Below are 21158 nucleotides of genomic sequence, written 5' to 3' on the forward strand. Positions count from 1 at the left end.
ACGAGGCTAGCGGCACGCTCGGGGAACGGCGCGGGTAGAGTCGATCGGGTGGATGTGCTCCTCATAGCCGGGCTCTGGCTCCGCAACACGGTGTGGAATGGTGTCGCTGGCGAACTCGAGCGGCTCGGCCACCGACCCGTTCCTGTGGCTCTTCCCGGCGTCGATGATGGATCCACGACGGCAACACTTGCTGATCAGCTCGATGCCGTGGTTGCCGCGATCGACGGAGCCGATCGGCCGATGGTGGTCGGCCACTCGGCAGCGTGCACGCTTGCGTGGATGGGAGTCGACCGAAGACCCGACCAGGTCGGAATGGTGGCGCTCATCGGAGGGTTCCCCGCAGCGAGCGGCGACACCTACGCGGACTTCTTCGAACCCGTTCATGGTGTGATGGCCTTCCCCGGTTGGGGGCCGTTCGAGGGCGCCGACAGCGCAGACCTCGACGCCGAGGCGCGTACCGCGCTTGCGTCCGACACCGTGCCGGTTCCCGAGCGGGTGTCTCGAGGCGTCGTCAGCCTGACCGATGACCGCCGGTTTCAAGTACCGACCGTCGTGATCTGTCCAGAGTTCAATCCCGAGCAAGCCAAGGGCTGGATCGCCGGGGGAGATGTCCCCGAGCTGGCAGCGGCCAAACACCTGTCCTTCGTCGACATCGACACCGGACATTGGCCTATGGTCACCGCACCGGCTGAACTCGCAGCCGTCCTGAGCGACGCTGCCAGCGCGCACTGAGTCGGCCATGCCCAATGCGGTTGTTCTCGATGCCGCAACCGGCGTTGGGTGGGGAGGGGGCGCATTCAACGCAGTCTGTTCGCCGACGCCATCAGTATCTTGACAGCTTCTCCCGGCGATGTTACATAACATGGATTATGGGCGGTAGGTGATGGCAACGATGACGGATGGTCGTGACGGGTGATCAAGGATCGTTTCGCACCCGCTGCTCGTCCACGGAGGCCCGCTTGCGTCGCCGCCGGCGCATCAGGATGACACCGACGATCGGTCCAGCAACCAGAATCCCGATCGTCACGATTCCGGCGAGGACGCTTTCCCTGAAGATATCCGGAATCGACACATCGTATCCGATACCGACGGTGATGATGAAGTTGACCGCGACGATGGCACCGACAATTGACCCGGCGACCAGCCCCACGATCACATCAAAGGTCCGTGTTCGGTCCCGCGTCATGGTTCGATGGTAGGCCCGCAACCAACCATCTTGTTCCAGGTGCACATCACCGTCGCGTCAGGAGCTGCACGCCGGGGGTGTCGAGGATCGAGAATCGTCGACCGCTCACGATCCGGATGGCAAGATCGCGATCGAGAACCTCGCCGACAAGCCCGTCACGGTCGAACACGATCCACCGGTCGAAGATTCGCGTGAACTCCCGGTCGTGGGTGATGGCGATCTGGGTCGCGTCGAGGTCGAGCAGCACGCGCTCGATCACCTCGATCGACTCGAGGTCGAGGTTGTCGGTCGGTTCGTCGAGGAACAACAGGTTGGGGGCTTGCCGCTCGAGGAAGATCAGCTGAATCCGTGCCTTCTGTCCCCCGGAGAGCTCCGTGTACTTGTGACGATCGTGACGGGCAAGCCCGTAGCGCCCAAGGGTCGAGCGAATGACCTGGTCGTTGGGGAACTCCCGCCCAAGGATCGTCCTGAGGTCACCGCTGTTGTCCGGGAGGGTGTTCTCCTGCGAGAAGTAGCCACGGACAGCATTCGGCCCATATCGCACCGACGCCCCTTCGCTGAGCTCGTCGGCGATGAGCATCTTGAACAGCGACGACTTCCCGACACCGTTCTCCCCCAGGAGCGCGACCCGATCGCCGTGGTAGACCTTGAGATCGAATGGCAAGATGAGGTCGGGCACCTCGAGGTTCTCGATCCGTATCGCTTCCTTTCCTGCCCGCGACCCTGAGAATCGCGGTGAGATCTCCCGTTCAGGTGGCGGCAACTCGGGCGGTCCGGCCTCGCGGAACCGCAACCAGCGGGCCTCCGCCACCCGGGCGCGTTGTGCGGCGGCCTCGCTGCTGTGCGCCCGGACCTGCCACTGGCGATAGTCGCGTTGGAGTCGTCGCTCCTCCCGTTCCCACAGCGACAGATCCTTGACGAGGCGTTCGATATGTGCCCGGCGGGCCTTGCGGAAGGTGCGGTAGTTCCCCGCATGGGTCCACGAACCGTTGTGTTCGAGAACAACCATCCGATCCACCGCGTTCGACAGCAGGATCCGATCGTGGGACACCATCAAGACGGTCTTGGAGATCCGTTGTAGCTCAGCCTGGAGCCAGTTCTTCGAGAACAGGTCGAGGTAGTTGTCGGGCTCGTCGAGGACAAGTGTCGGGACGGACGACAGGAGGTACGAACGCAGGATGATGGCCTTGCGTTCACCGCCCGACAGCTCGCGCAGGAGCCTCGGGCCGGCATCGACGAGCCGCTGACCGAGCACCGCCGAGGTGATCTGATCCCATGAGCCCTCCTCCTTGTATCCCCCGAGGTGCTGCCACTGCTCGAGGGTGTCGCCGAGGTCTGTGCCGACATCGTTGCCTTCGGCGATGTCCCGGTAGAGGCGTTGGAGGTCCGTGTGCAGTTGCTTGAGGGACGCCGGAAGGGACAAGGCGAGGGCGTCGCGGACGGTGGCTGACTCCTCATCATCGAAGCCAGGGTTCTGTCGCATGTAGGCGACTTCGGTGTCGGAACGGATCGTGCCATCGGCCAATTCGAGTTCGCCTGCGATCAGGTTGAGAATCGTCGTCTTTCCGACACCGTTCGGACCGACGAGCGCGGTGACCGACCCGGTCGGGACCCTGAACGACAGCTCGTCGATCACAGGGGTTCCGTCCGGGTAGAAGAACACGGCGTTGGCGACCTCAATGGCCATGAAGCTCCTCAGGAATTGTGGACGATCGCGTGGCGAGAGGGCCCGTCACTCGGTCTGTGGGTGCCTACCCTCGGCATCGTCGCGAACGGTGCCTGCATCGAACACCTCGACCAGCAGATAGATGATCCCACCAACCGGCATGGTCACGACAATGAACAGGATCCATGCCCAGCGCGGAATGAACCGCGGCGCGTTCGTCAGTACATGCCAGAGGCACCACGCGGTCAGCAGCAACACAGCTGCAAAGATCGGAATCCAAGCGACGAAGTTCATGACCCACTCCAAGCGTCCACCACCAAGCCTACGGTCAACGCGTACCCAGGGTTCCCGTTCAACGAAAAGGTCACATGTGGCCCACGGTACGGGCGCTTCAGTCGGTGCTTCGGAGCGTGGGAACGCACACACCTCCGCTGGATACCCTGGGCACGCGCCACACCTTCTGACTGGAGATCAGGCTCATTCACTGATCAAGGTGGTGTCCGGCTGGTAGGTCGACCACGCGAACCAGAAGGTGTCGAGATGGGGAATCCGCTCGAGGCGATGCCCCGCCAATGGGCCTCCGATAGCCTCGCCAGCGATCGTCCACAGAGAGCCGGTCTGTGCATCGTGGAATCCGGAACCCATCGCCTCAAAGGTGAGCGTGGTCCCGTCGAGTTCGGCGCGAAAGACGCCGACGGACCCGACATCCCGCCCGGCGTCAACCTTGTTGCCCTCAAGCGCCGATGCCTGGCCCGCTTTCCACAGGATCACGATGTCGGTCGTGCCGACGACGGTATTCGTCGCGTGCGCCTCTCCCCCATCGATAGCTGAGACCGCGAACGCGACAGAGGTGTTCTCCAGTTCGACACCGACGACGCGCTGCATGGCGCTCGCGCGGTTGTCGAGTGATCCCCGGAACAGGAAAGGATCACCGTCAGGCGTGTCGTAGCCCGAGTACGGATTGCGACCGTAGTCACGGTTGAATCCGGCGCTCTCCCAATCCAACACACTCCCTTCCGGGTACGACTCGACAAAGTCGGACCACGCGAGCAGCGGCGACGGATGCTCCACGAGTTCGACTCCCGTGAGCATGCCGACGACGGCCATCCCGTTGAAATGCGTCCACAGCGACTCGGTGGCTCGGTCGTACATCACGAGAGCCGAAGCGAACAGCTTTCCGGATGTCCCGAATGTGGTCGTCTGCCCGTCGATGGTCCGCTCGTAGGTCGCCGCCGAATTGCAGAGTGGGCAGTAGGTCACGGTTACCGGTACACCACCGACCGTATCGTTGGCGATCTCGTGCCAAACCATCGCCCTCACCGGATAAGCCCGAGCATCACCATTGATGTCGAGGGCGATCACCGCCTCTTCCGCGGGAAGCAACTCGGGATTCTCCGCGACCGAGATGAACGATGGCTCGTCGATCGGTGGAATACCGTCAGGCGGAGGACCCCCCGAGATGATGGCATCGACATCGACAAGCGGAGTCGGGAACTCCTCAGCGTATGGTGAATCCAGGGCGCTGGGCCCCTGCGGGAATCCGTCACCCGGAGCGTCTCCATTCGGGTCACTCGTCGAGGGCCGAGGGTTTGACTCAGGCACAGCGGTCGTTGTCGACGCGTCACCGCGTTCTGTGGTGGCTCCGCAAGCAGCAGTCAGGGCTGCCAACACCGCAACCAGAGCCCATGTTCGTAACACTGGAGACACAACGACCACATCCTTCGAATGCCTCACACTGTCCCAACACCCGTCGTGGGATTCTCGTTCCCAATCCGACCGCATGCATCCGCAACGCCACCCCCCTCGGCGACTGATTCCGTGGGCCAGAACGCACCCTTTCGTTGAACGGGAACCCGGGGTTCGCGTTCACACTACGGTTCCGCCATGGAGTACCGAACCGTTGCCTACACGCCCATGCCCGTGCCGGACGAGGACCGTGTCGCGTTGGCGAGGGCGACCTACGAAGAGATGGACCGGCGACGGTCTGTCAGGCACTTCTCCGATCGTGATGTCCCACGCGAGATGATCGACTATGCGATCCTCGCTGCGTCGACCGCGCCCTCAGGCGCACACATGCAACCGTGGACATTTGTGGTCGTCGGCGATCCGGCGACCAAGCACGAGATCCGCCTTGCTGCCGAAAAGGAGGAACGAGAGAACTACGACGGTGGCAGACTTCCGCCGCATTGGCGCAAGGACCTGGCACCGCTCGGGACGGACGCAAACAAGGAGTTCCTTGATGTCGTCCCGTGGATCATCGTGGTGTTCGAGCAGCGCTACGGCACGCGCCCGAACGGCGAAAGACAGCATCACTACTATGTCAAGGAGTCCGTCGGGATCGCTTGTGGGATGTTCATCGCCGCCCTGCACCGGATGGGCCTGTCAACGCTCACGCACACCCCGAGCCCGATGCTATTCCTCAAGAAGCTGCTGCACCGGCCTGACAACGAACGGCCGTTCATCCTGTTCCCCGTCGGCTACGCGGCAGACCATTGCCTCGTGCCTGACCTCACCCGCAAGACCCTCCCGGAGGTTGCGGTGATGGTCGGCGGCATGTGACGCTCGCACCGGATCTGCCTACTCGGCGAGGTTCACACGAATGCGGCGGAAGCCTCTCCCCTTGTTCTCGGCTTTGGGAATCGTCACCTCGCCGACCTCCCCCGTCTCACCGACATGCGTACCGCCGTCGGCCTGCCGGTCGAGTCCGACGATGTCGATGACCCGGACCTCGGTGAGGCTCTTCGGGAGGAGGTTCACCTTTGTCCTGATGAGCGACGGATCGGCATCGGCGGCATCCCTCGACAGAAACGACACCGTCACATCCCGGCGGCGCGCAAGCTCGGCGTTCAGGTCGACCTGCACGAGCGGCAGATCGTCGGCGGACCAATTCGGGATATCAAAATCGAGCCTGCCATGTCCCGGCTCCATGTTGCCACCGGTCACGGGGCTTTCGAATCGACGCCAGATGACACCACACAACGCGTGGAGGGCGGTGTGTGTCCTCATGAGGCGATAGCGGCGCTCCCAGTCGAGCGTTCCTTCAACCGTGGTCCCCACCGACGGAAGAGAACCGTCAAGCCAGTGCCAGACTCCATCGCGGTCCTGTGTCACACGCACGACCGCGAGCCGGTCGTCAGCGATCGACAGGAACCCGGTGTCGTGTGGCTGTCCTCCCCCACCGGGATAGAACACCGTGCGGTCCAACAGGACGCGGTGATCGTCCGAATCGGTGGCCACCACAGCAGCGGACATCGAGCGTGCGTAGGCATCGGTGGAATACAAGCGGTCGGTCATCTTCACACCCTAGGAGAACTCGAGGCGGACTCGAGGCGCGAATGATTTGCACTACGATCGTAGTGTGTATTATTGTGAAGGTGCACCCTAAGGAAAAGACAAGCCAGTGCTAACCACATTTGTGATCGGACTCCGTGAGGGCCTCGAGGCAGCCCTCATCGTCGGTATCGTCGCAGCGTTCCTGGTCCGCAACGGCGACCGGCGGGCAATCCGGGCCATGTGGGTGGGCGTAGGACTCGCAGTTGCAGCGTGTCTCGGCGTCGCTTTTGCACTGAATGTCGCAGGCCAGCGTCTCCCGCTGACGGCAAGGGCCGCCTTCGAAGGGATCCTGGCCCTTGTGGCAGTCGCTGGAGTCACCTACATGCTCGTGTGGATGCGTCAACACGGATCCGAGCTCCACGCCGACCTCGAGGCGAAGGCGCATCACGCTCTCGCACGGAAGTCCATGTTTGCCCTCGTAGCGCTCGCCTTCCTTGCCGTCATCCGGGAAGGCATCGAAACAGCCGTCTTCCTGTTTGCGATCCTCGACGGCAGTTCCCGGGTCACTGAGGGCATCATCGGCGCTCTCCTCGGCATCGGGGCAGCGTGTGCCCTTGGATACGGCATCTATCGAGGCGGCGCACGAATTGACCTCGGTCGCTTCTTCCGAGTGACCGGCGTCGTGTTGGTGTTTGTCGCGGCTGGACTGGTCGCGTACGCGGTTCACGAGTTCGCGGAGCTCGGCTGGATCACCTGGGGCCAATCCCCCGCCGTTGACCTCACCTCACTGATCGGGCCGGGCACGGTTCAAGCAAGCCTTGCGACCGCATTCCTCGGTCTCCAACCCGTTCCCACATACGCGGAGGTCTTCGCATGGTTGGCCTTCGCCATTCCGATGACCTGGTATGTGTTGCGGCCGATCGGTCAGCGCGTTCCTGTCTCTGTCAACTGAAACCGAAGGAGCACCATTCATGCGATACCTTGCCGTCCTGCTCGCCGTGGCCGCCCTTGCCATCGCCGGGTGTTCCGGAGATGAGGGAACCGTTATCGACACCACGCTGCGGAACGACGCGATCGAGCTGTCACAGCTGACCGTCGACACGGGAGCGGTCACCTTTGCGGTCACCAATGAAGGCGACAAGGTCCACGAAATCGAGGTGTTCGCCGGGAGCAACACCGACCTTCCGGTCGACAAGGAAGTCGCCGATGTCTCCGGACTCAGGCTGGTCGATGAGATCGAGGACATCCTCCCCGGGGGCAATGTTCGGCTCACACTCGACCTCCCGCCCGGTGACTATGTGATCATCTGCAACCTCCCCGGCCACTACCAGATGGGTATGGTCGCCAAACTGGTTGTCGCCGGGTAGACCCCAGCCTCTCCCCGTCCGGGGTATCGTCGGCGGGATGAAGGTCGATGTCGTGATCATCGGTGGCGGGATCGCTGGGCTGTCCTGTGCAGCATTCCTCGATCCGGCGATGGATACCGTACTCCTCGAAGCCGAGGCGACGCTCGGCTATCACGCGACGGGACGGTCAGCAGCTCTCTACACGGAGTGCTACGGCAACGCGACCATCTCGAAGTTGACGCAGGCATCGTCCCGCTACTTCGCCGAGCACGAACTCACGACCTGCCGCGGGCTCCTCTTCGTTGCCAAACCCAACGATGAACCAGCCCTCGATGATCTCGCCATCGAATACGAACCAGCAGTTCCCGACTTGCTTCGAATGACGCCACACGCTGTCGAAGAGATGTGCCCGCTGTTCCCCGCCGCCCTCGTGTCGGGGGGTCTCTATGAGGCCGGAGCCAAAGATATTGATGTTGATGCGCTCCAGACATCCTTCGTCCGCGCGGCGCGAAACCTTGGCGTGTCCATCCTGACGACGGCTCCCGTCCATGGGCTCGAATTCACTGGCGACCTGTGGAGAATCACGACAGACGACGGCGAGTACACGACTCCAATCGTGGTCAATGCGGCAGGGGCCTGGGGCGACCGTATCGCCTCCATGGGGGGTGTCGAACCGCTCGGCTTGCGCCCGCTCCTGCGAAGCGTGTTCACATTCGACCCGGGCTCCGACCCACAGCCATGGCCGATGGTGGTGGACGCCCACGAGAACTGGTACCTGAAACCCACCGGACCGCTCCTGCTCGGCTCAGCTGCAAGCGAACTCCCGAGCGAACCACGGGACGCACGAGCGGACGAACTCGACATCGCACTCGGCATCGAGAAGGTTTCGGCGGCCACGGCGGCCCCGATTCGGTCGATCAAGAACACCTGGGCGGGTCTTCGGACCTTCGCACCCGACCGAACGCCTGCTGTTGGATACGATCCGCATCATCGGGGGTTCTTCTGGCTCGTGGGACAGGGCGGCTATGGCATCATGACGAGTCCGGCACTCGGCGCCCTCGCCGCGTCGCTCATTGCCGACTCGATGCCACCAGCAGCACTCACCGAGATCGGGTTCACTCCATCCGAGCTCGATCCAGCGCGTCTTCGCTCGCACCAGGGACTCGACTCGCCCTGAACAGCAGTGCCACAAGACCCATCACCGCAATGGCCGCAAAAGCGAACCATTGCACAGCGTAACCGAGATGCCTTCCGTCGGTGAGGTCGCCATCGGGGAGAGGTAGCGGCGTGTTGGCGGGCTTTGGGTCTTGGTCATCGAGCAGGAGCATGAACGGAACCACCTCACCGTCGACCCATTGGTCGACATAGTCCAAGTCGAGCCTGCTGAGAGCGGACAGGTGGCCCCCCTCAGGCGCGGGTTCGCCGATTCTCGATGGGGCCTCCCCCGCCATGAGACGCCCTTCGATACGGGTCGGGGTCGCGCGCGGTTCGTATCCCGCGGCGGGAGGGCCCGGTGTTCCGTTGGGGACGAGGCCACGCACGACGATGAGAACGGACTTGTCGGCAAGCCGCATCGGGGTCGCCACGAGCGTCCCAGCGGTGTCTCCGTAGACCCTCCCGACGGAGAAGAACTCGAGGTCGGTGTCGTAGGTGCCCGTCGCGAAGGCATGGCGGTAGGCGAGCCGATCAGGATCATCGTTGAACTCCGACCGAAGCGCCGCAAGCGGTCGAGCTTCCTCGACCGACCGGGCGGCGATGGTCGCGTTCCGATCCCGTCGCTCGGCAAGCCTGTCCAACTGCCACAAACCAAGCAGCACGCAGGCCGCTGCAACGGCCAGCGCCACGGCCGTCGCCGCGATCCACCGAGGCCGTCCCAAGACTGTTCGGTCGAACCGTTGACTCACGCGCGCAGCGTACGGCCGCTGCCCGACCTAGTGCCCTGTCGTCCGATCTCGGCGTGGCCGAACGGCGATGTCGGCTCTCGGGCCGGCTTCGAGTTTTTGTTGTTGATGAATCAGCGGGACACCTGCCATTGCGGACGGGTGAGCCCGTAGTGGATCTGGTCGTACCGGACACCCCGTTTGAGGTACGCGCCGAACGAGATTCCTTCTCGGAGCAGCCCAGCATGCTCGGCCACCCTGGCGGAAGCGGCGTTCGGATGCATGATCGGTGCCCAGACGCGCATCACATCGCGCTGTTCGAACAGTTCGTCGACGAGTCGTCGCGCAGCCGCCGAAGTGATGCCGTGGCCCCACCGCGCGGGCGTCAACCACCAGCCGATCTCGTATGTTCCGGTCCGCTCGTCGGTCCCCGCAAACGCGCCGAGACCACCAGCGAGCTCGCCATCGACCCAGATCGAGTATTGAATCGGTGGGTCGTCCGCAGTGGCGACAGCGATCCAGGCCTCCGCATCATCGCGGGTGTACGGATACGGGAAACCGTCCCCCATGTAGGTGGAGATCTCCTCGAAGTCCGCTGCGGCAACGAGCGCATCGACCATGTCTGCGTGATAGCGACGAAGCACAACGCCGTCAATGGCGGTCGTGAGCGTGTCAGCAGAGCGGTCGTTGCCAACCGTATCGTCAGACATGTTCAGCCCCACCGGCTGCGACAGCACCGGTGCGTCGTGGATCGGCTGCACCGTGCATCGTGCCGTCAGGATCGATCGACGCGGCCTGCACTCCTCCGAAGTACATCGCGAGGGGCTGCAGGGTTCTGATCGCGAGATCCTCAACGAGTGAGGTGTCAACGCCGGGCTCGACGGCCAGCGTCGGGACCCCTTCGAACCACTCAGCGTGGATTCGGGGCGCGGCGACTGCGGCCTCAAGATCCATGCCACACACAATGTGGTTCAACAGAACGCTCACGATGGCAGAGGTGATACGGTCTGCTCCGGGCGAACCGATAGCGAGCGTCTCCCCGGCAGGGCTACGGGCGACCGTCGGCGCCATGTTGGAAAGGAGTCGTTGACCGGGCTCAAGGGCATGCAGCCCTTCAGAGATGAGCTCGATCTCCCCGAGGGAGTTGTTGAGCCCGAAACCTGTACCGGGAATGACGGCCCCGGACCCGTATCCCGCCGAGCTGGTGATGGCGCAGCCCATGCCGGTTGCATCAACGGTTGAGACATGCACTGTTGATGGCGATCGGTGCATGGCGGCCAGGTTGCCTTCCGTCGCCATCGCATGGAGGGTGGCCGCCGCTGTGATGCGGTCCTTATCTCCGTCGAGGTCCGCACGGCGAAACGAGAAGACCGCGTGTTGTGCTGCGGCGTAGTTCGCGACATCGCGTGCCGTCCAGCCCGTGATGCCGAGGCGTTCGATCAACGCGACGAGGGCAGCAACGGTGATGCCTCCCACAGCTGGTGGAGCGTTCGTCGCGACATCCCATCGGTGCAGGTCGATCCTCGCAGGCGCCCGTTCGATCGCTTCGTATTCGATGAGGTCGCGGGCGGTGAGGAGGCCACCTCGCTCGGTGCACGCTTGCACCAGCGCCGCCCCGAGTTCACCCCCGTACAGGAGCCCCGTGTGTTCCGTGCCGAGCGCCTCGAGGGTGTCGGCAAGGTCAGGATTGGTGACGATATCGCCCGCTTCGACAGGGGCTCCATCGGTTCGGTGATACAGATCGGCGGCCTCGGCGTCCCATCCGTAGACGACCTCGTGTGAGTAGGAGAGATAATACGCGCTCGCCTCGGTGACGGCGAAACCGCTGCGTGCGAGTTCGACCGATGGTTCCAAGAGCTCTGACCACGGCGCTGTTCCGAAGAGACTGGACGCACGGTCGAATCCGGCGAATGCTCCGGGCGTCGCCACACTTCCCCACCCCACGACGGTCTCCATGCCCCCGCCATACTGCATCGACACCGTTCGTGTGTCGGGTTCCAGTGCACTCGGTCTCCCCCGACCCGGCATCTCTGCGTAGGCGTCGATGACTACCGGCTCGTGATCTGCCGGCCAGATCGTAATGAAGGCCCCCGCACCGGGTGACACGATGCCGAGTTCGGTTGTCATGGAGGCCACCGTCGCAGCGATGGCTGCGTCTACGGCGTTGCCACCATCGTCCGCCACGGCCTTGCCTGCCGCTGCGGCCACATCGGATGCGGCTGCGATGAGGGTGCGAGGCATCGCACAACTCTAGACCGACTCGAGGGGCACTCCCTGTAAGAGCCGTGCCGAAGATGTCTGCACCTCACGCCGCCGACGAGTCGTTCTCGGCCGTGATCAGCTCATCGCGACGAAACTGGACATCGTGAGCGATGATCTCGATCCGGCTCCGCCGTCCGTCATCTGTTGACCAGAACCTGCGTTGCACCGAACCGCACACCCAGATCGGTTGTCCGGATTCGTATGCACCGGCAACGGCCTCGGGATCGGGATCCCACCATGTAACGGGAATCACATCGACGCGCCGGCGGGGTGTTGTTGATCGAATGGTGACGAGGAACCGGAGAAGGCTCGATCCCGAGCTGAAGGACCGGTGCTCCGGGGTTGCAGCCAGATGGCCACTGAGGATTGCGAGGTTGAGATCCACGACACTTCCTTTCCGTGGAAGTGCGAGGCATGCGAACAACATATCGTGTACCTACGACAGGATTGGTCGACGCCGCACAGGGCAGATACCACTAGTTGGGGATCTGGGAGATCTCGGCTTCAAGCTGGTCCCAGCCCGGAAACCCCGGGTCCGCCATCACGATGGTGTTGGCCAGCTGCTTGGCCGTATGACGGTCGCCAAGAGCCGCCGCAGCCCTGGCCGCTACGAAGTAGAGACGCAGGTGGGCATCATTGGGTTCGGCAACAATGCGGCCGGGGTTTGCAATCTCCCACGCCTCACTGGCTCTATCGTTGTCAAGGAGGTAGGAGGCATACACCACGGTTCCTTCGTTCATCACCAGCCCGTGACCACCCCGCTTCTGAAGTTCCTTCCATGCGGTCTCAACATCACGATTCCGCCCCATGGCCCGCAGCACATCCATCTCGATCGGGAGATGTGTCGTTTCACCGGCCATCCGCCGGTATGCACGAAGCTCGTTCAATGCCGTGGACCAATCCCCCACCCGATAGGCGGCCACACCGATCGTCTCTCGAATCGTTGGATCGTTGGGTGCAAGGGCTTTGGCGCGCTGCCCGTGCTTGACCGCGGACTGGTACTTGCCGTCAGCGAGAGCTTCGGAAGCCGCGCCGAGCGCCTCGAGTGCCGGCCCGACGCGGTCCTTCGGCGTCACCCGGGCGAGGTTCTCAATCACCCAATTCGGCAGATTGACGGCTGCACCCTGGAGGTCTCTGCGACGCTTCGGTGCCTCTTCACGGCGCTTCGCCTCAACCGATCGAGTCGTTGCACTGTACTGCTTCTTCTTGGCCGATTGCCGGCGGTCGCTGCTGCGTTTGTCATCCGAAAGTTGGCCAGACCGAGCGCCCTTCTTTGACGAACGACTCTTGTTCGTGGACTTCCGTCCTGTCGATTGCTTATGCGTCGATCTCGTACCGGAGTCCTTGCGGCTACCCGAGGAACCACGCTTCTGAGACGCGCTCGGTCGTCGCGATGTGCCCTTACCGTTTGAACCCATGGACAGTCCTCTCGGAACGGCGTGGTGTGTGGATGTCGGAATGATGCGATGCGACATCCCGGCCGTGTGCTGCAATGGTACAAACATAGCCTCCACACTTGACGGATGAGTATGTTGCAAAGGCCGATGTGAGTTGTCGTTCTGTTGGCTCGCGTCGTGATCGCTGGCTGTTCGATCAGTAGCGCTGACCTCCTCAACCCAAACTCTGGCGGAACCGGGACGGTCGACATGTCGGACAAGGATCGGGTCCGAAACGGACGCTTCGGGTGGAAGGCATCATCGCCCACCCCTCCCGATCAGACTGCTCATGCACTTCACCAAGATCTTGGCGTCACCTCCTCGCTGCGTCCTTAGAGAACTACGACGATCACGACGCGTGTGACACCGCCCCAATGGAGGAACACCAGAAATCAGTGATGAGCGGAGACAGGTTGGTGTTGCACACGGCAACGCTCCCGGACCAGCGTCAGCAGGCAGCATGAACCGGAGTATCACGAATCAGAGTCCCACGGAGCCGATCCAGCAAGGGACGGCGAAGGAGAAGCATGCCCAGAAACGAGAAAAGGGCCGTACGTCAGTAAAGCGATACGACCCTTTGTCTCTTTGGAATGTCTGGCAACGACCTACTCTCCCGGGGCCCTTCGGCCCAAGTACCATCGGCGCTTGCAGGCTTAACTTCCGTGTTCGGAATGGGAACGGGTGGATCCCTGCCGCTGTGGTCACCAGAATCATGTGAATGCTCTTTGAGCACTCCATAGCGAGCACAAAATCGCGATATTCAAATTCAAGCCCTCGACCTATTAGTACCGGTCAGCTTCACGCATTGCTGCGCTTCCACTTCCGGCCTATCAACCTGGTCGTCTACCAGGGGTCTTACCTGATTTCTCAGTGGGAGATCTCATCTTGGAGCCGGCTTCGCGCTTAGATGCTTTCAGCGCTTATCCGTTCCGTACGTAGCAAACCAGCCGTGCCCTTGGCAGGACAACTGGCACACCAGAGGTACGTTCATCCCGGTCCTCTCGTACTAGGGACAACTCTCCTCAAATCTCCTGCGCCCACAACGGATAGGGACCGAACTGTCTCACGACGTTCTGAACCCAGCTCGCGTGCCTCTTTAACGGGCGAACAGCCCGACCCTTGGGACCTGCTTCAGCCCCAGGATGAGACGAGCCGACATCGAGGTGCCAAACACCGCCGTCGATATGGACTCTTGGGCGGTATGAGCCTGTTATCCCCGAGGTACCTTTTAGCCGTTGGCCTCGGCGCACCCACGTGCCGCCGAGGGATCACTAAACCCTACTTTCGTACCTGCTCGACTTGTTTGTCTCGCAGTCAAGCTCCCTTGTGCTTTTACACTCGCCGCCAGATTGCCGACCTGGCTGAGGGAACCTTTGGGCGCCTCCGTTACATTTTAGGAGGCCACCACCCCAGTGAAACTGCCCACCAGACACTGTTCTTGATCCGGATAACGGACCGAAGTTAGAAGAACTCCATGGGAAGGGTGGTATTTCAACGTTGTCTCCACGACCGCTAGCGCGGCCGCTTCATCGACTCCCACCTATCCTACACATCACATGAAGGGCTTCAATGTCAAGCTGCAGTAAAGGTCTCGGGGTCTTTCCGTCCTGTTGCGGGAAGTGAGCATCTTTACTCACATTGCAATTTCGCCGAGTCTCTGGTTGAGACAGTGCCCGAGTCGTTACGCCATTCGTGCAGGTCGGAACTTCATCGTATCCCTGAGTTTCCTCAGGGGACAGACTATGCCTTCATCTCGTTCAGTGATCCAAGAGGATCGCAATCAATCCTTGCTGAAAGCTGGCGCTCTCTGCTGCTCAAACTCGCATGCATTGAACCGTGGTTCCAACACGAATTCGCAAGTCTTGCGGGTCTTCACAGCACCTGATCAGTATCGCTAGTATGGGTTCCAAAGAACTTCCATTGCCAGGGCGATGTGACCAAAGGGGTCGATTACTGAACGAGAGCCCACGTATTGTGCCGGCCGTAGATTTGCCATATCTCCACAACATAGGTTGCGTGTATGACATGTTCCGGCACCGAATCCCGAAGGATTCAGTCGTTACGGGGTCATATCGGTTGGCTCCGACAGAGGACTTCCCACGGCATTACCCGTCGACTATCGCTCGGTCCTTGAGCCGAGCAGTCGGTGTGGGCTTCGCCGTTATGAGTGGGTTTGATAAGTGGAGTCACCTCCACTGACGGGCAAATCAATTACCCGACAAGGAATTTCGCTTGATTCTGTTACTTATAGACCGTTCCGAGTGCACTACTTCTCGGACGGCGGATCGAACATCTCTGCCGATCTCCCAGCGTCGCCGCTGGGTCCGGACCATATCTTCATCTCGCACTGCTACATGGAGACGGTTGGCGTATGGTCTCTGAGGATTCTCAGATACTCAGAGGGCTTCCGATGATTCATCGTCTCGACGATTCCGGCGATCTGGGCAATTCCTGACGGTGTCAGGTGCCAATCATCCTTCATCATCTCAACGATGTGTGCGAACTTCTCGAAGTCGTTTCGCTTCGTTGTGCGCAGCCGATTCTCCCGAAAGAACGGGATCACCTTCTGCTCAATGTCCCTGCGTCGCTGCACGCAAAACCGGAGGAGATCCTCACGGTGATTGTCGTGTCTGCGATTCAGGAACACTTTCCCACACTCGAAGAATGTCACGAGTTCTTCAAGAACGCTTCGACTGGAAGCATTCTGAGCGACAGCGAATTCGGGACGGGCTTGCCATCCCAGGGTCATACCGGAGTTTCGATAGATGGGGACGCTGAAACAGCCTTCTCCATCCACGAACCCGACGACCCATTCACTGCTGAGTCTTTCCTGCTGATTGTCCGGCGTGACCATTCCATAGTCACCCACCGGCGGGTTTTCACTGCTCATGACCACAAGGTGCGTAGCACCTGTGACACGAACGAGTACCGCACGGATACATCCGGAGTTTCCAGCATATAGCCAACTGCACTCACCGCTGTCACCAGCGGGAGGGGCAGCTCCCTCTTTGCCTGCTAGAGGGACTTCCTACCTTAGGCATTCTTGTTACTTGCTTCGTCTGAGCGGGGACGGCCCGCTCGAAGCTGGTCAGGTCATTTCTGCCTGACTCCCCATGTCGCCATGAGGATCGGACTGTATCATCCCATCGTTCTCACCGACGGGCCTGGCGTACAGTCTCTGAGGATCCCTGCAGGATGTCTTCGATCGGCCACGCTCGCTGTCTTCCATGAGCATTCATGGAGAATGCAAGCCGGACCACTCGATCGAATCCATCCGGACGCAGATGTTCCTTTACTCGCAACAATCGCACGATCGTCGCGAAGATCGGGAAGTCTTCATCCTTCACGAGCAACCGATGCTGTTCGAAGAGCGAAATGATCCGCTCAGCAAGGTCGGCCAGTCGGATGACCGAAGAGGTCATCACCGAACCACCGGGACCTTTGTGATACACATGTCCACACCCGAGATGGGTGTGAAAACGCTCCAACATTGCGCGCTCGGCCTCGTGCTGGGACACTTGGAAGGTGGCGGTGAGTTGCCATCCCCTCGTGCGTCGGGCGTTGCGCGGATTGGAGTGAATGGCCACTGAAAAGCAGCCTTCTCCATCCACGAAGCCGACAACCCAGCTCGAATCGAGCCGTTGCGTCGTGACTTTGGTTTCCTGCTGATTGTCCGCACCGAACGGATTGTCACGGTTCATACCACACATCTATCACGGACATGTGACACGAACTCGTACCGTCGGATACTCGGATGTTCCAGCATATAGCCAGGTTTTACAACCGCCATTCAGGTGTCTGTTCAACGGTTATAGTTACCGCCGCCGTTTACCAGGGCTTGATTTCACGGCTTCGCTCCGAAGAGCTAACCGATCCACTTGACCTTCTGGCACCGGGCAGGCGTCAGAGGGTATACATCGTCTTACGACTTGGCACCCTCCTGTGTTTTTGATAAACAGTCGCTTGGGCCTGGTTTCTGCAACCCCATCGGGCTTCGGACGCGAGGTCCTACACCCTACCGGGGCGATCCTTCTCCCGAAGTTACGGATCCATTTTGCCGAATTCCTTAACCAGAGTTTTCTCGCTCGCCTTAGTATTCTCTACTTGTCCACCTGTGTCGGTTTGAGGTACGGGTACCCAAGAAGCTGGCTAGAAGCTTTTCTCGACAGTATGGGTGAGGTGGCTTCGCCTATGAGCGGCTCGGCATCGTGTCTCAGCCTTGTGGGATCCGGATTTGCCTGGATCCCGACCTACGCACTTACCCCGGGTCAACCATCGCCCGGGTCCACTTGCCCTTCTGTGTCACTCCATCGCTTGCGTACTACTGGCTGGGTCGGTAGGCCCCGAAGGGCTTTCCTTAGCAAACCAGATTCTGCATGGACGCGTCTTGGGTAGTACAGGAATATCAACCTGTTATCCATCGATTACGCCTTTCGGCCTCACCTTAGGTCCCGACTAACCCTGGGCGGACGAGCCTTCCCCAGGAAACCTTGGACATTCGGCGGAAGAGATTCTCACTCTTCATTCGCTACTCATGCCTACATTCTCACTCGAGTGCCCTCCACGACTGGCTTCCGCCGCCGCTTCAAGGGACACTCGACGCTCCTCTACCACTCGCGCCCCCTGGACCACGAAGGCCTGGGTTGAAGCGCGAATCCGCAGTTTCGGTACATGACTTGAGCCCCGTTACATCATCCGCGCGGGATCACTCGACCAGTGAGCTGTTACGCACTCTTTAAAGGGTGGCTGCTTCTAAGCCAACCTCCTGGCTGTTTGGGCAACCCTACATCGTTCCCCACTTAGTCATGATTTTGGGACCTTAACTGGCGGTCTGGGCTGTTTCCCTTTTGACCATGAAGCTTATCCCACATGGTCTGACTGCTGCGCTTGGCTCCCTGGGATTCGGAGTTTGACTGGGGTCGGTAAGCTTGTTGGCCCCCTAACCCAATCAGTGCTCTACCCCCAGAGAGGAACACGCAACGCTAGCCCTAAAGCTATTTCGAGGAGAACCAGCTATCGCCGAGTTTGATTGGCCTTTCACCCCTATCCACAGATCATCCCCCCAGTTTTTAACCTAGGTGGGTTCGGGCCTCCACGAGGTCTTACCCTCGCTTCACCCTGTCCATGGATAGATCACTCGGCTTCGGGTCTATGACATGCGACTCGGCGCCCTATTAAGACTTGCTTTCGCTGCGGCTACACCTCTCGGCTTAACCTTGCCACACATCGATAACTCGTAGGCTCATTCTTCAAAAGGCAGGCAGTCAGGATCCGAAGATCCCTCCTACTGCTTGTAAGTAGTTGGTTTCAGGTACTGTTTCACTCCCCTCACCGGGGTACTTTTCACCATTCCCTCACGGTACTGATCCGCTATCGGTCGCTAGGTAGTATTTAGCCTTACCAGGTGGTCCTGGCAGATTCACACGGGATTTCACGTGCCCCGTACTACTTGGGAACTTCATGGAGAGCTCATACAGATTTCGCCTACGGGGCTGTTACCTCCTGTGGCTCCACTTTCCAGTGGTATTCGGCTATCTGGTGAGTTTGTAACTCTCTGACGGATTCGACGATCCGTCTCACGAGTCCCACTACCCCAGCACGGCAACGGCGTCGACCTATCACACCGCACTGGTTTGGGCTCTTCCCGTTTCGCTCGCCGCTACTCAGGGAATCACGGTTGTTTTCTGTTCCTCGAGGTACTGAGATGTTTCAATTCCCTCGGTTTCCTTTACCGGCCCTATGTGTTCAGACCGGAATGACTGGGCATGACCCCAGCCTGGTTTCCCAATTCGGATATCCCCGGATCAACGCTCATTCGTCAACTCCCCGGGGCTTTTCGCAGACCATCACGTCCTTCATCGGCTCCTAGCGCCAAGGCATCCACCAACTACTCGTAGTAGCTTGAATTACAATTGAATACTTTGACTTTGTGCTCGCTATGCAGTTCTCAAAGAGCTCAAGCCGGCCGATGCCGACCCGCCGGCAACCCGAAAGCCGCCGGCTGAAGGACATGAATCCCAAAACGGGACCCAAAATCCGGTTCATCACCGGACGCCTTCACAGCTGAACAGTGTGCCCCTCGTCACGCCCGCAGGCGTTCGGAGGAGAGATTGACAATTCACTAGGAACTGGAACCGGGTGAGCCCGGTTCGTGGTTGCTCCTTAGAAAGGAGGTGATCCAGCCGCACGTTCCCGTACGGCTACCTTGTTACGACTTCATCCCAGTCACCGATCCCACCTTCGGCAGCTCCTTCCCACGAGGGGTTAGGCCACTGACTTCGGGTGTTACCGACTTCCGTGATGTGACGGGCGGTGTGTACAAGCCCCGAGAACGTATTCACCGTGGCTTTGCTGATCCACGATTACTAGCGACTCCGGCTTCATGAAGTCGAGTTGCAGACTTCAATCCGAACTGAGGACGGCTTTACGGGATTGGCTGACCCTCGCGGGATCGCTGCCCATTGTATCGCCCATTGTAGCATGCGTGCAGCCCTGGATATAAGGGGCATGATGACTTGACATCGTCCTCGCCTTCCTCCGAGTTGTCCCCGGCAGTCTCCCATGAGTCCCCACCATTACGTGCTGGCAACATAGGACAAGGGTTGCGCTCGTTGCGGGACTTAACCCAACATCTCACGACACGAGCTGACGACAGCCATGCACCACCTGTCATGGGCGCGTAAGCACACTGTGTTTCCACAGCTAGACCCATGATGTCAAACCCAGGTAAGGTTCTTCGGGTTGCATCGAATTAAGCCGCATGCTCCGCCGCTTGTGCGGGGCCCCGTCAATTCCTTTGAGTTTTAGCCTTGCGGCCGTACTCCCCAGGCGGAACACTTAATGCGTTAGCTACGGCGCAGCAGACATGAATAAATCCGCTACACCTAGTGTTCATCGTTTACGGCGTGGACTACCAGGGTATCTAATCCTGTTTGCTCCCCACGCTTTCGCTCCTCAGCGTCAGTATCGGCCCAGTGAGCCGCCTTCGCTAATGGTGTTCCTCTCAATATCTGCGCATTCCACCGCTACACTGAGAATTCCACTCACCTCTACCGAACTCAAGTCACAACAGTTTCGACCGGCATCCCGGGGTTGAGCCCCGGGCTTTCACGACCGACTTGTTGAACCGCCTACGAGCCCTTTACGCCCAATAAATCCGGACAACGTTTGCTCCCTACGTATTACCGCGGCTGCTGGCACGTAGTTGGCCGGAGCTTCTTCTGGAGGTACCGTCATTTTCTTCCCTCCTGAAAGCGGTTTACAACCCGAAGGCCGTCATCCCGCACGCGGTGTCGCTGCATCAGGCTTTCGCCCATTGTGCAATATTCCCTGCTGCTGCCTTCCGTAGAAGTCTGGACCGTATCTCAGTTCCAGTGTGGCTGATCGTCCTCTCAGACCAGCTACCCGTCTTCGGCTTGGTGGGCCGTTACCTCACCAACTACCTGATAGGCCGCGAGACCATCCCCTAGCAGCGGACCTTTCCTCATCGGGTCATGCGACTCGATGAGAATATTCGGTATTAATCCGAGTTTCCTCGGGCTATCCCGATCTAGGGGGCAGGTTTCTCACGTGATACTCACCCGTTCGCCGGTTTCCACATTCGGCCCTTACGGGACGAATGCTTCTCCCTCGACTTGCATGCATAAAGCGCACCGCCAACGTTCGTCCTGAGCCAGGATCAAACTCTCCATCGAAGTTCTCGATGAGAACAGATCCTGTGTTCGCATGTTGTGCGAACCAGGAGTTTTCCATCCCTCAAAAGGATGCGGTCATACGAGGACGGGTCCTCTGTTTGTATGACCGTTTGGCTTTGTACACCCGTCGTTCCGTCCACGACGCGGGCAAGCCCGCGTCCGGTCGGTCTGACGGATATCAACGCTCACCGTTGGATGCCCGAGGGCATTCGCGGCAAGCGCCTGTCAATCTCAATCGCCTGTCTTGCGACAGCCGATTGACACACTGTTCAGTTGTCAAGGAGCCCGATGTCCCGTCGCGCATGGCGTCGCCGCCGTCCGCGGAGGGCCTCACAGTATACCACCCTCAGCGCGAGTGGTACCCGGCCGGATTCGGCCGGGAACAGAACTGTAACGACCCTTGCGACATACATCA

At 60.3% G+C, this 21158-nt stretch carries 16 protein-coding genes and 3 rRNA genes; 6 read left to right on the forward strand and 13 right to left on the reverse strand.

All coding sequences use genetic code 11. From position 1 onward, the window contains the following. Nucleotides 1-48: 48 nt before the first annotated feature. Nucleotides 49-732, forward strand: a complete 684-nt coding sequence (locus R2823_08090; GenBank protein MEZ5176150.1) for an alpha/beta hydrolase — start codon at nucleotides 49-51, stop codon at nucleotides 730-732. A gap of 184 nt (nucleotides 733-916) precedes the next feature. Here the strand turns inward: R2823_08090 and R2823_08095 are convergent, their stop codons facing one another. The 4 genes from R2823_08095 to R2823_08110 all read right to left on the reverse strand — a co-directional run bounded on the left by R2823_08095 (nucleotide 917) and on the right by R2823_08110 (nucleotide 4454). Then, the gene (locus R2823_08095; protein MEZ5176151.1) at nucleotides 917-1186 is read right to left on the reverse strand and encodes a hypothetical protein; all 270 of its coding nucleotides are present in this window, start codon (nucleotides 1184-1186) and stop codon (nucleotides 917-919) included. A gap of 46 nt (nucleotides 1187-1232) precedes the next feature. Continuing rightward, nucleotides 1233-2873 carry an ATP-binding cassette domain-containing protein gene (locus R2823_08100; GenBank protein ID MEZ5176152.1) on the reverse strand — a complete coding sequence of 547 codons (1641 nt, stop codon included), beginning with the start codon at nucleotides 2871-2873 and terminating at the stop codon, nucleotides 1233-1235. Between the two features lie 45 nt (nucleotides 2874-2918). Further along, complete coding sequence (locus tag R2823_08105) at nucleotides 2919-3146, reverse strand: PLDc N-terminal domain-containing protein (protein ID MEZ5176153.1); 228 nt, start codon at nucleotides 3144-3146, stop codon at nucleotides 2919-2921. A gap of 183 nt (nucleotides 3147-3329) precedes the next feature. Next, nucleotides 3330-4454 (reverse strand): DUF3179 domain-containing protein, encoded by a 1125-nt coding sequence (locus R2823_08110; protein MEZ5176154.1) that lies wholly within the window; start codon nucleotides 4452-4454, stop codon nucleotides 3330-3332. 312 nt (nucleotides 4455-4766) lie between these two features. Between R2823_08110 and R2823_08115 the strand changes: the two genes are divergently transcribed. After that, nucleotides 4767-5411 carry a nitroreductase family protein gene (locus R2823_08115; protein ID MEZ5176155.1) on the forward strand — a complete coding sequence of 215 codons (645 nt, stop codon included), beginning with the start codon at nucleotides 4767-4769 and terminating at the stop codon, nucleotides 5409-5411. Nucleotides 5412-5429: 18 nt separating this feature from the next. Here the strand turns inward: R2823_08115 and R2823_08120 are convergent, their stop codons facing one another. Continuing rightward, entirely contained in the window at nucleotides 5430-6146 is a 717-nt protein-coding gene (locus R2823_08120) for an alanyl-tRNA editing protein (GenBank protein ID MEZ5176156.1), read from the reverse strand. Between the two features lie 106 nt (nucleotides 6147-6252). Between R2823_08120 and efeU the strand changes: the two genes are divergently transcribed. The 3 genes from efeU to R2823_08135 are packed head-to-tail and all read left to right on the forward strand — an operon-like array spanning nucleotide 6253 to nucleotide 8648. Then, nucleotides 6253-7077 (forward strand): iron uptake transporter permease EfeU, encoded by an 825-nt coding sequence (efeU, locus tag R2823_08125; GenBank protein MEZ5176157.1) that lies wholly within the window; start codon nucleotides 6253-6255, stop codon nucleotides 7075-7077. 19 nt (nucleotides 7078-7096) lie between these two features. Continuing rightward, complete coding sequence (locus tag R2823_08130; protein MEZ5176158.1) at nucleotides 7097-7492, forward strand: cupredoxin domain-containing protein; 396 nt, start codon at nucleotides 7097-7099, stop codon at nucleotides 7490-7492. Nucleotides 7493-7529: 37 nt separating this feature from the next. Next, entirely contained in the window at nucleotides 7530-8648 is a 1119-nt protein-coding gene (locus R2823_08135; protein ID MEZ5176159.1) for an FAD-binding oxidoreductase, read from the forward strand. Here R2823_08135 and R2823_08140 read toward each other — a convergent pair. The 5 genes from R2823_08140 to R2823_08160 form a co-directional block, all read right to left on the reverse strand. After that, entirely contained in the window at nucleotides 8587-9375 is a 789-nt protein-coding gene (locus R2823_08140) for an SURF1 family protein (GenBank protein MEZ5176160.1), read from the reverse strand. The two genes, R2823_08135 and R2823_08140, sit on opposite strands and share 62 nt — an antisense overlap. A 110-nt stretch (nucleotides 9376-9485) precedes the next feature. Beyond that, nucleotides 9486-10061, reverse strand: a complete 576-nt coding sequence (locus tag R2823_08145; GenBank protein MEZ5176161.1) for a GNAT family protein — start codon at nucleotides 10059-10061, stop codon at nucleotides 9486-9488. Further along, entirely contained in the window at nucleotides 10054-11592 is a 1539-nt protein-coding gene (locus R2823_08150) for a gamma-glutamyltransferase (GenBank protein ID MEZ5176162.1), read from the reverse strand. The genes R2823_08145 and R2823_08150 overlap by 8 nt, the downstream gene beginning before the upstream one ends. Before the next feature lie 64 nt (nucleotides 11593-11656). After that, on the reverse strand, nucleotides 11657-11998 hold the full coding sequence (locus R2823_08155) for a single-stranded DNA-binding protein (GenBank protein ID MEZ5176163.1): 342 nt from the start codon (nucleotides 11996-11998) through the stop codon (nucleotides 11657-11659). Between the two features lie 91 nt (nucleotides 11999-12089). Then, nucleotides 12090-12689 (reverse strand): hypothetical protein, encoded by a 600-nt coding sequence (locus tag R2823_08160; GenBank protein ID MEZ5176164.1) that lies wholly within the window; start codon nucleotides 12687-12689, stop codon nucleotides 12090-12092. 570 nt (nucleotides 12690-13259) lie between these two features. Here R2823_08160 and R2823_08165 point away from each other — a divergent pair. Continuing rightward, nucleotides 13260-13385 (forward strand): di-heme oxidoredictase family protein, encoded by a 126-nt coding sequence (locus R2823_08165; GenBank protein ID MEZ5176165.1) that lies wholly within the window; start codon nucleotides 13260-13262, stop codon nucleotides 13383-13385. A gap of 256 nt (nucleotides 13386-13641) precedes the next feature. On the opposite strand, the gene rrf is transcribed toward R2823_08165, so the two are convergent. The 3 genes from rrf to R2823_08180 all read right to left on the reverse strand — a co-directional run bounded on the left by rrf (nucleotide 13642) and on the right by R2823_08180 (nucleotide 20743). Further along, nucleotides 13642-13758, reverse strand: a 5S ribosomal RNA gene (gene rrf / locus R2823_08170). A 53-nt stretch (nucleotides 13759-13811) separates the two neighbouring features. After that, nucleotides 13812-18956: ribosomal RNA gene (locus R2823_08175) — 23S ribosomal RNA — on the reverse strand. 259 nt (nucleotides 18957-19215) lie between these two features. Further along, a 16S ribosomal RNA gene (locus R2823_08180) occupies nucleotides 19216-20743 on the reverse strand. Together the 16S, 23S and 5S rRNA genes form the textbook arrangement of a ribosomal RNA operon. Nucleotides 20744-21158 lie beyond the last annotated feature (415 nt).

It is taken from the genome of Acidimicrobiia bacterium (genome assembly GCA_041393965.1).
In the GTDB taxonomy this organism is placed as follows: domain Bacteria; phylum Actinomycetota; class Acidimicrobiia; order Spongiisociales; family UBA5794; genus UBA5794.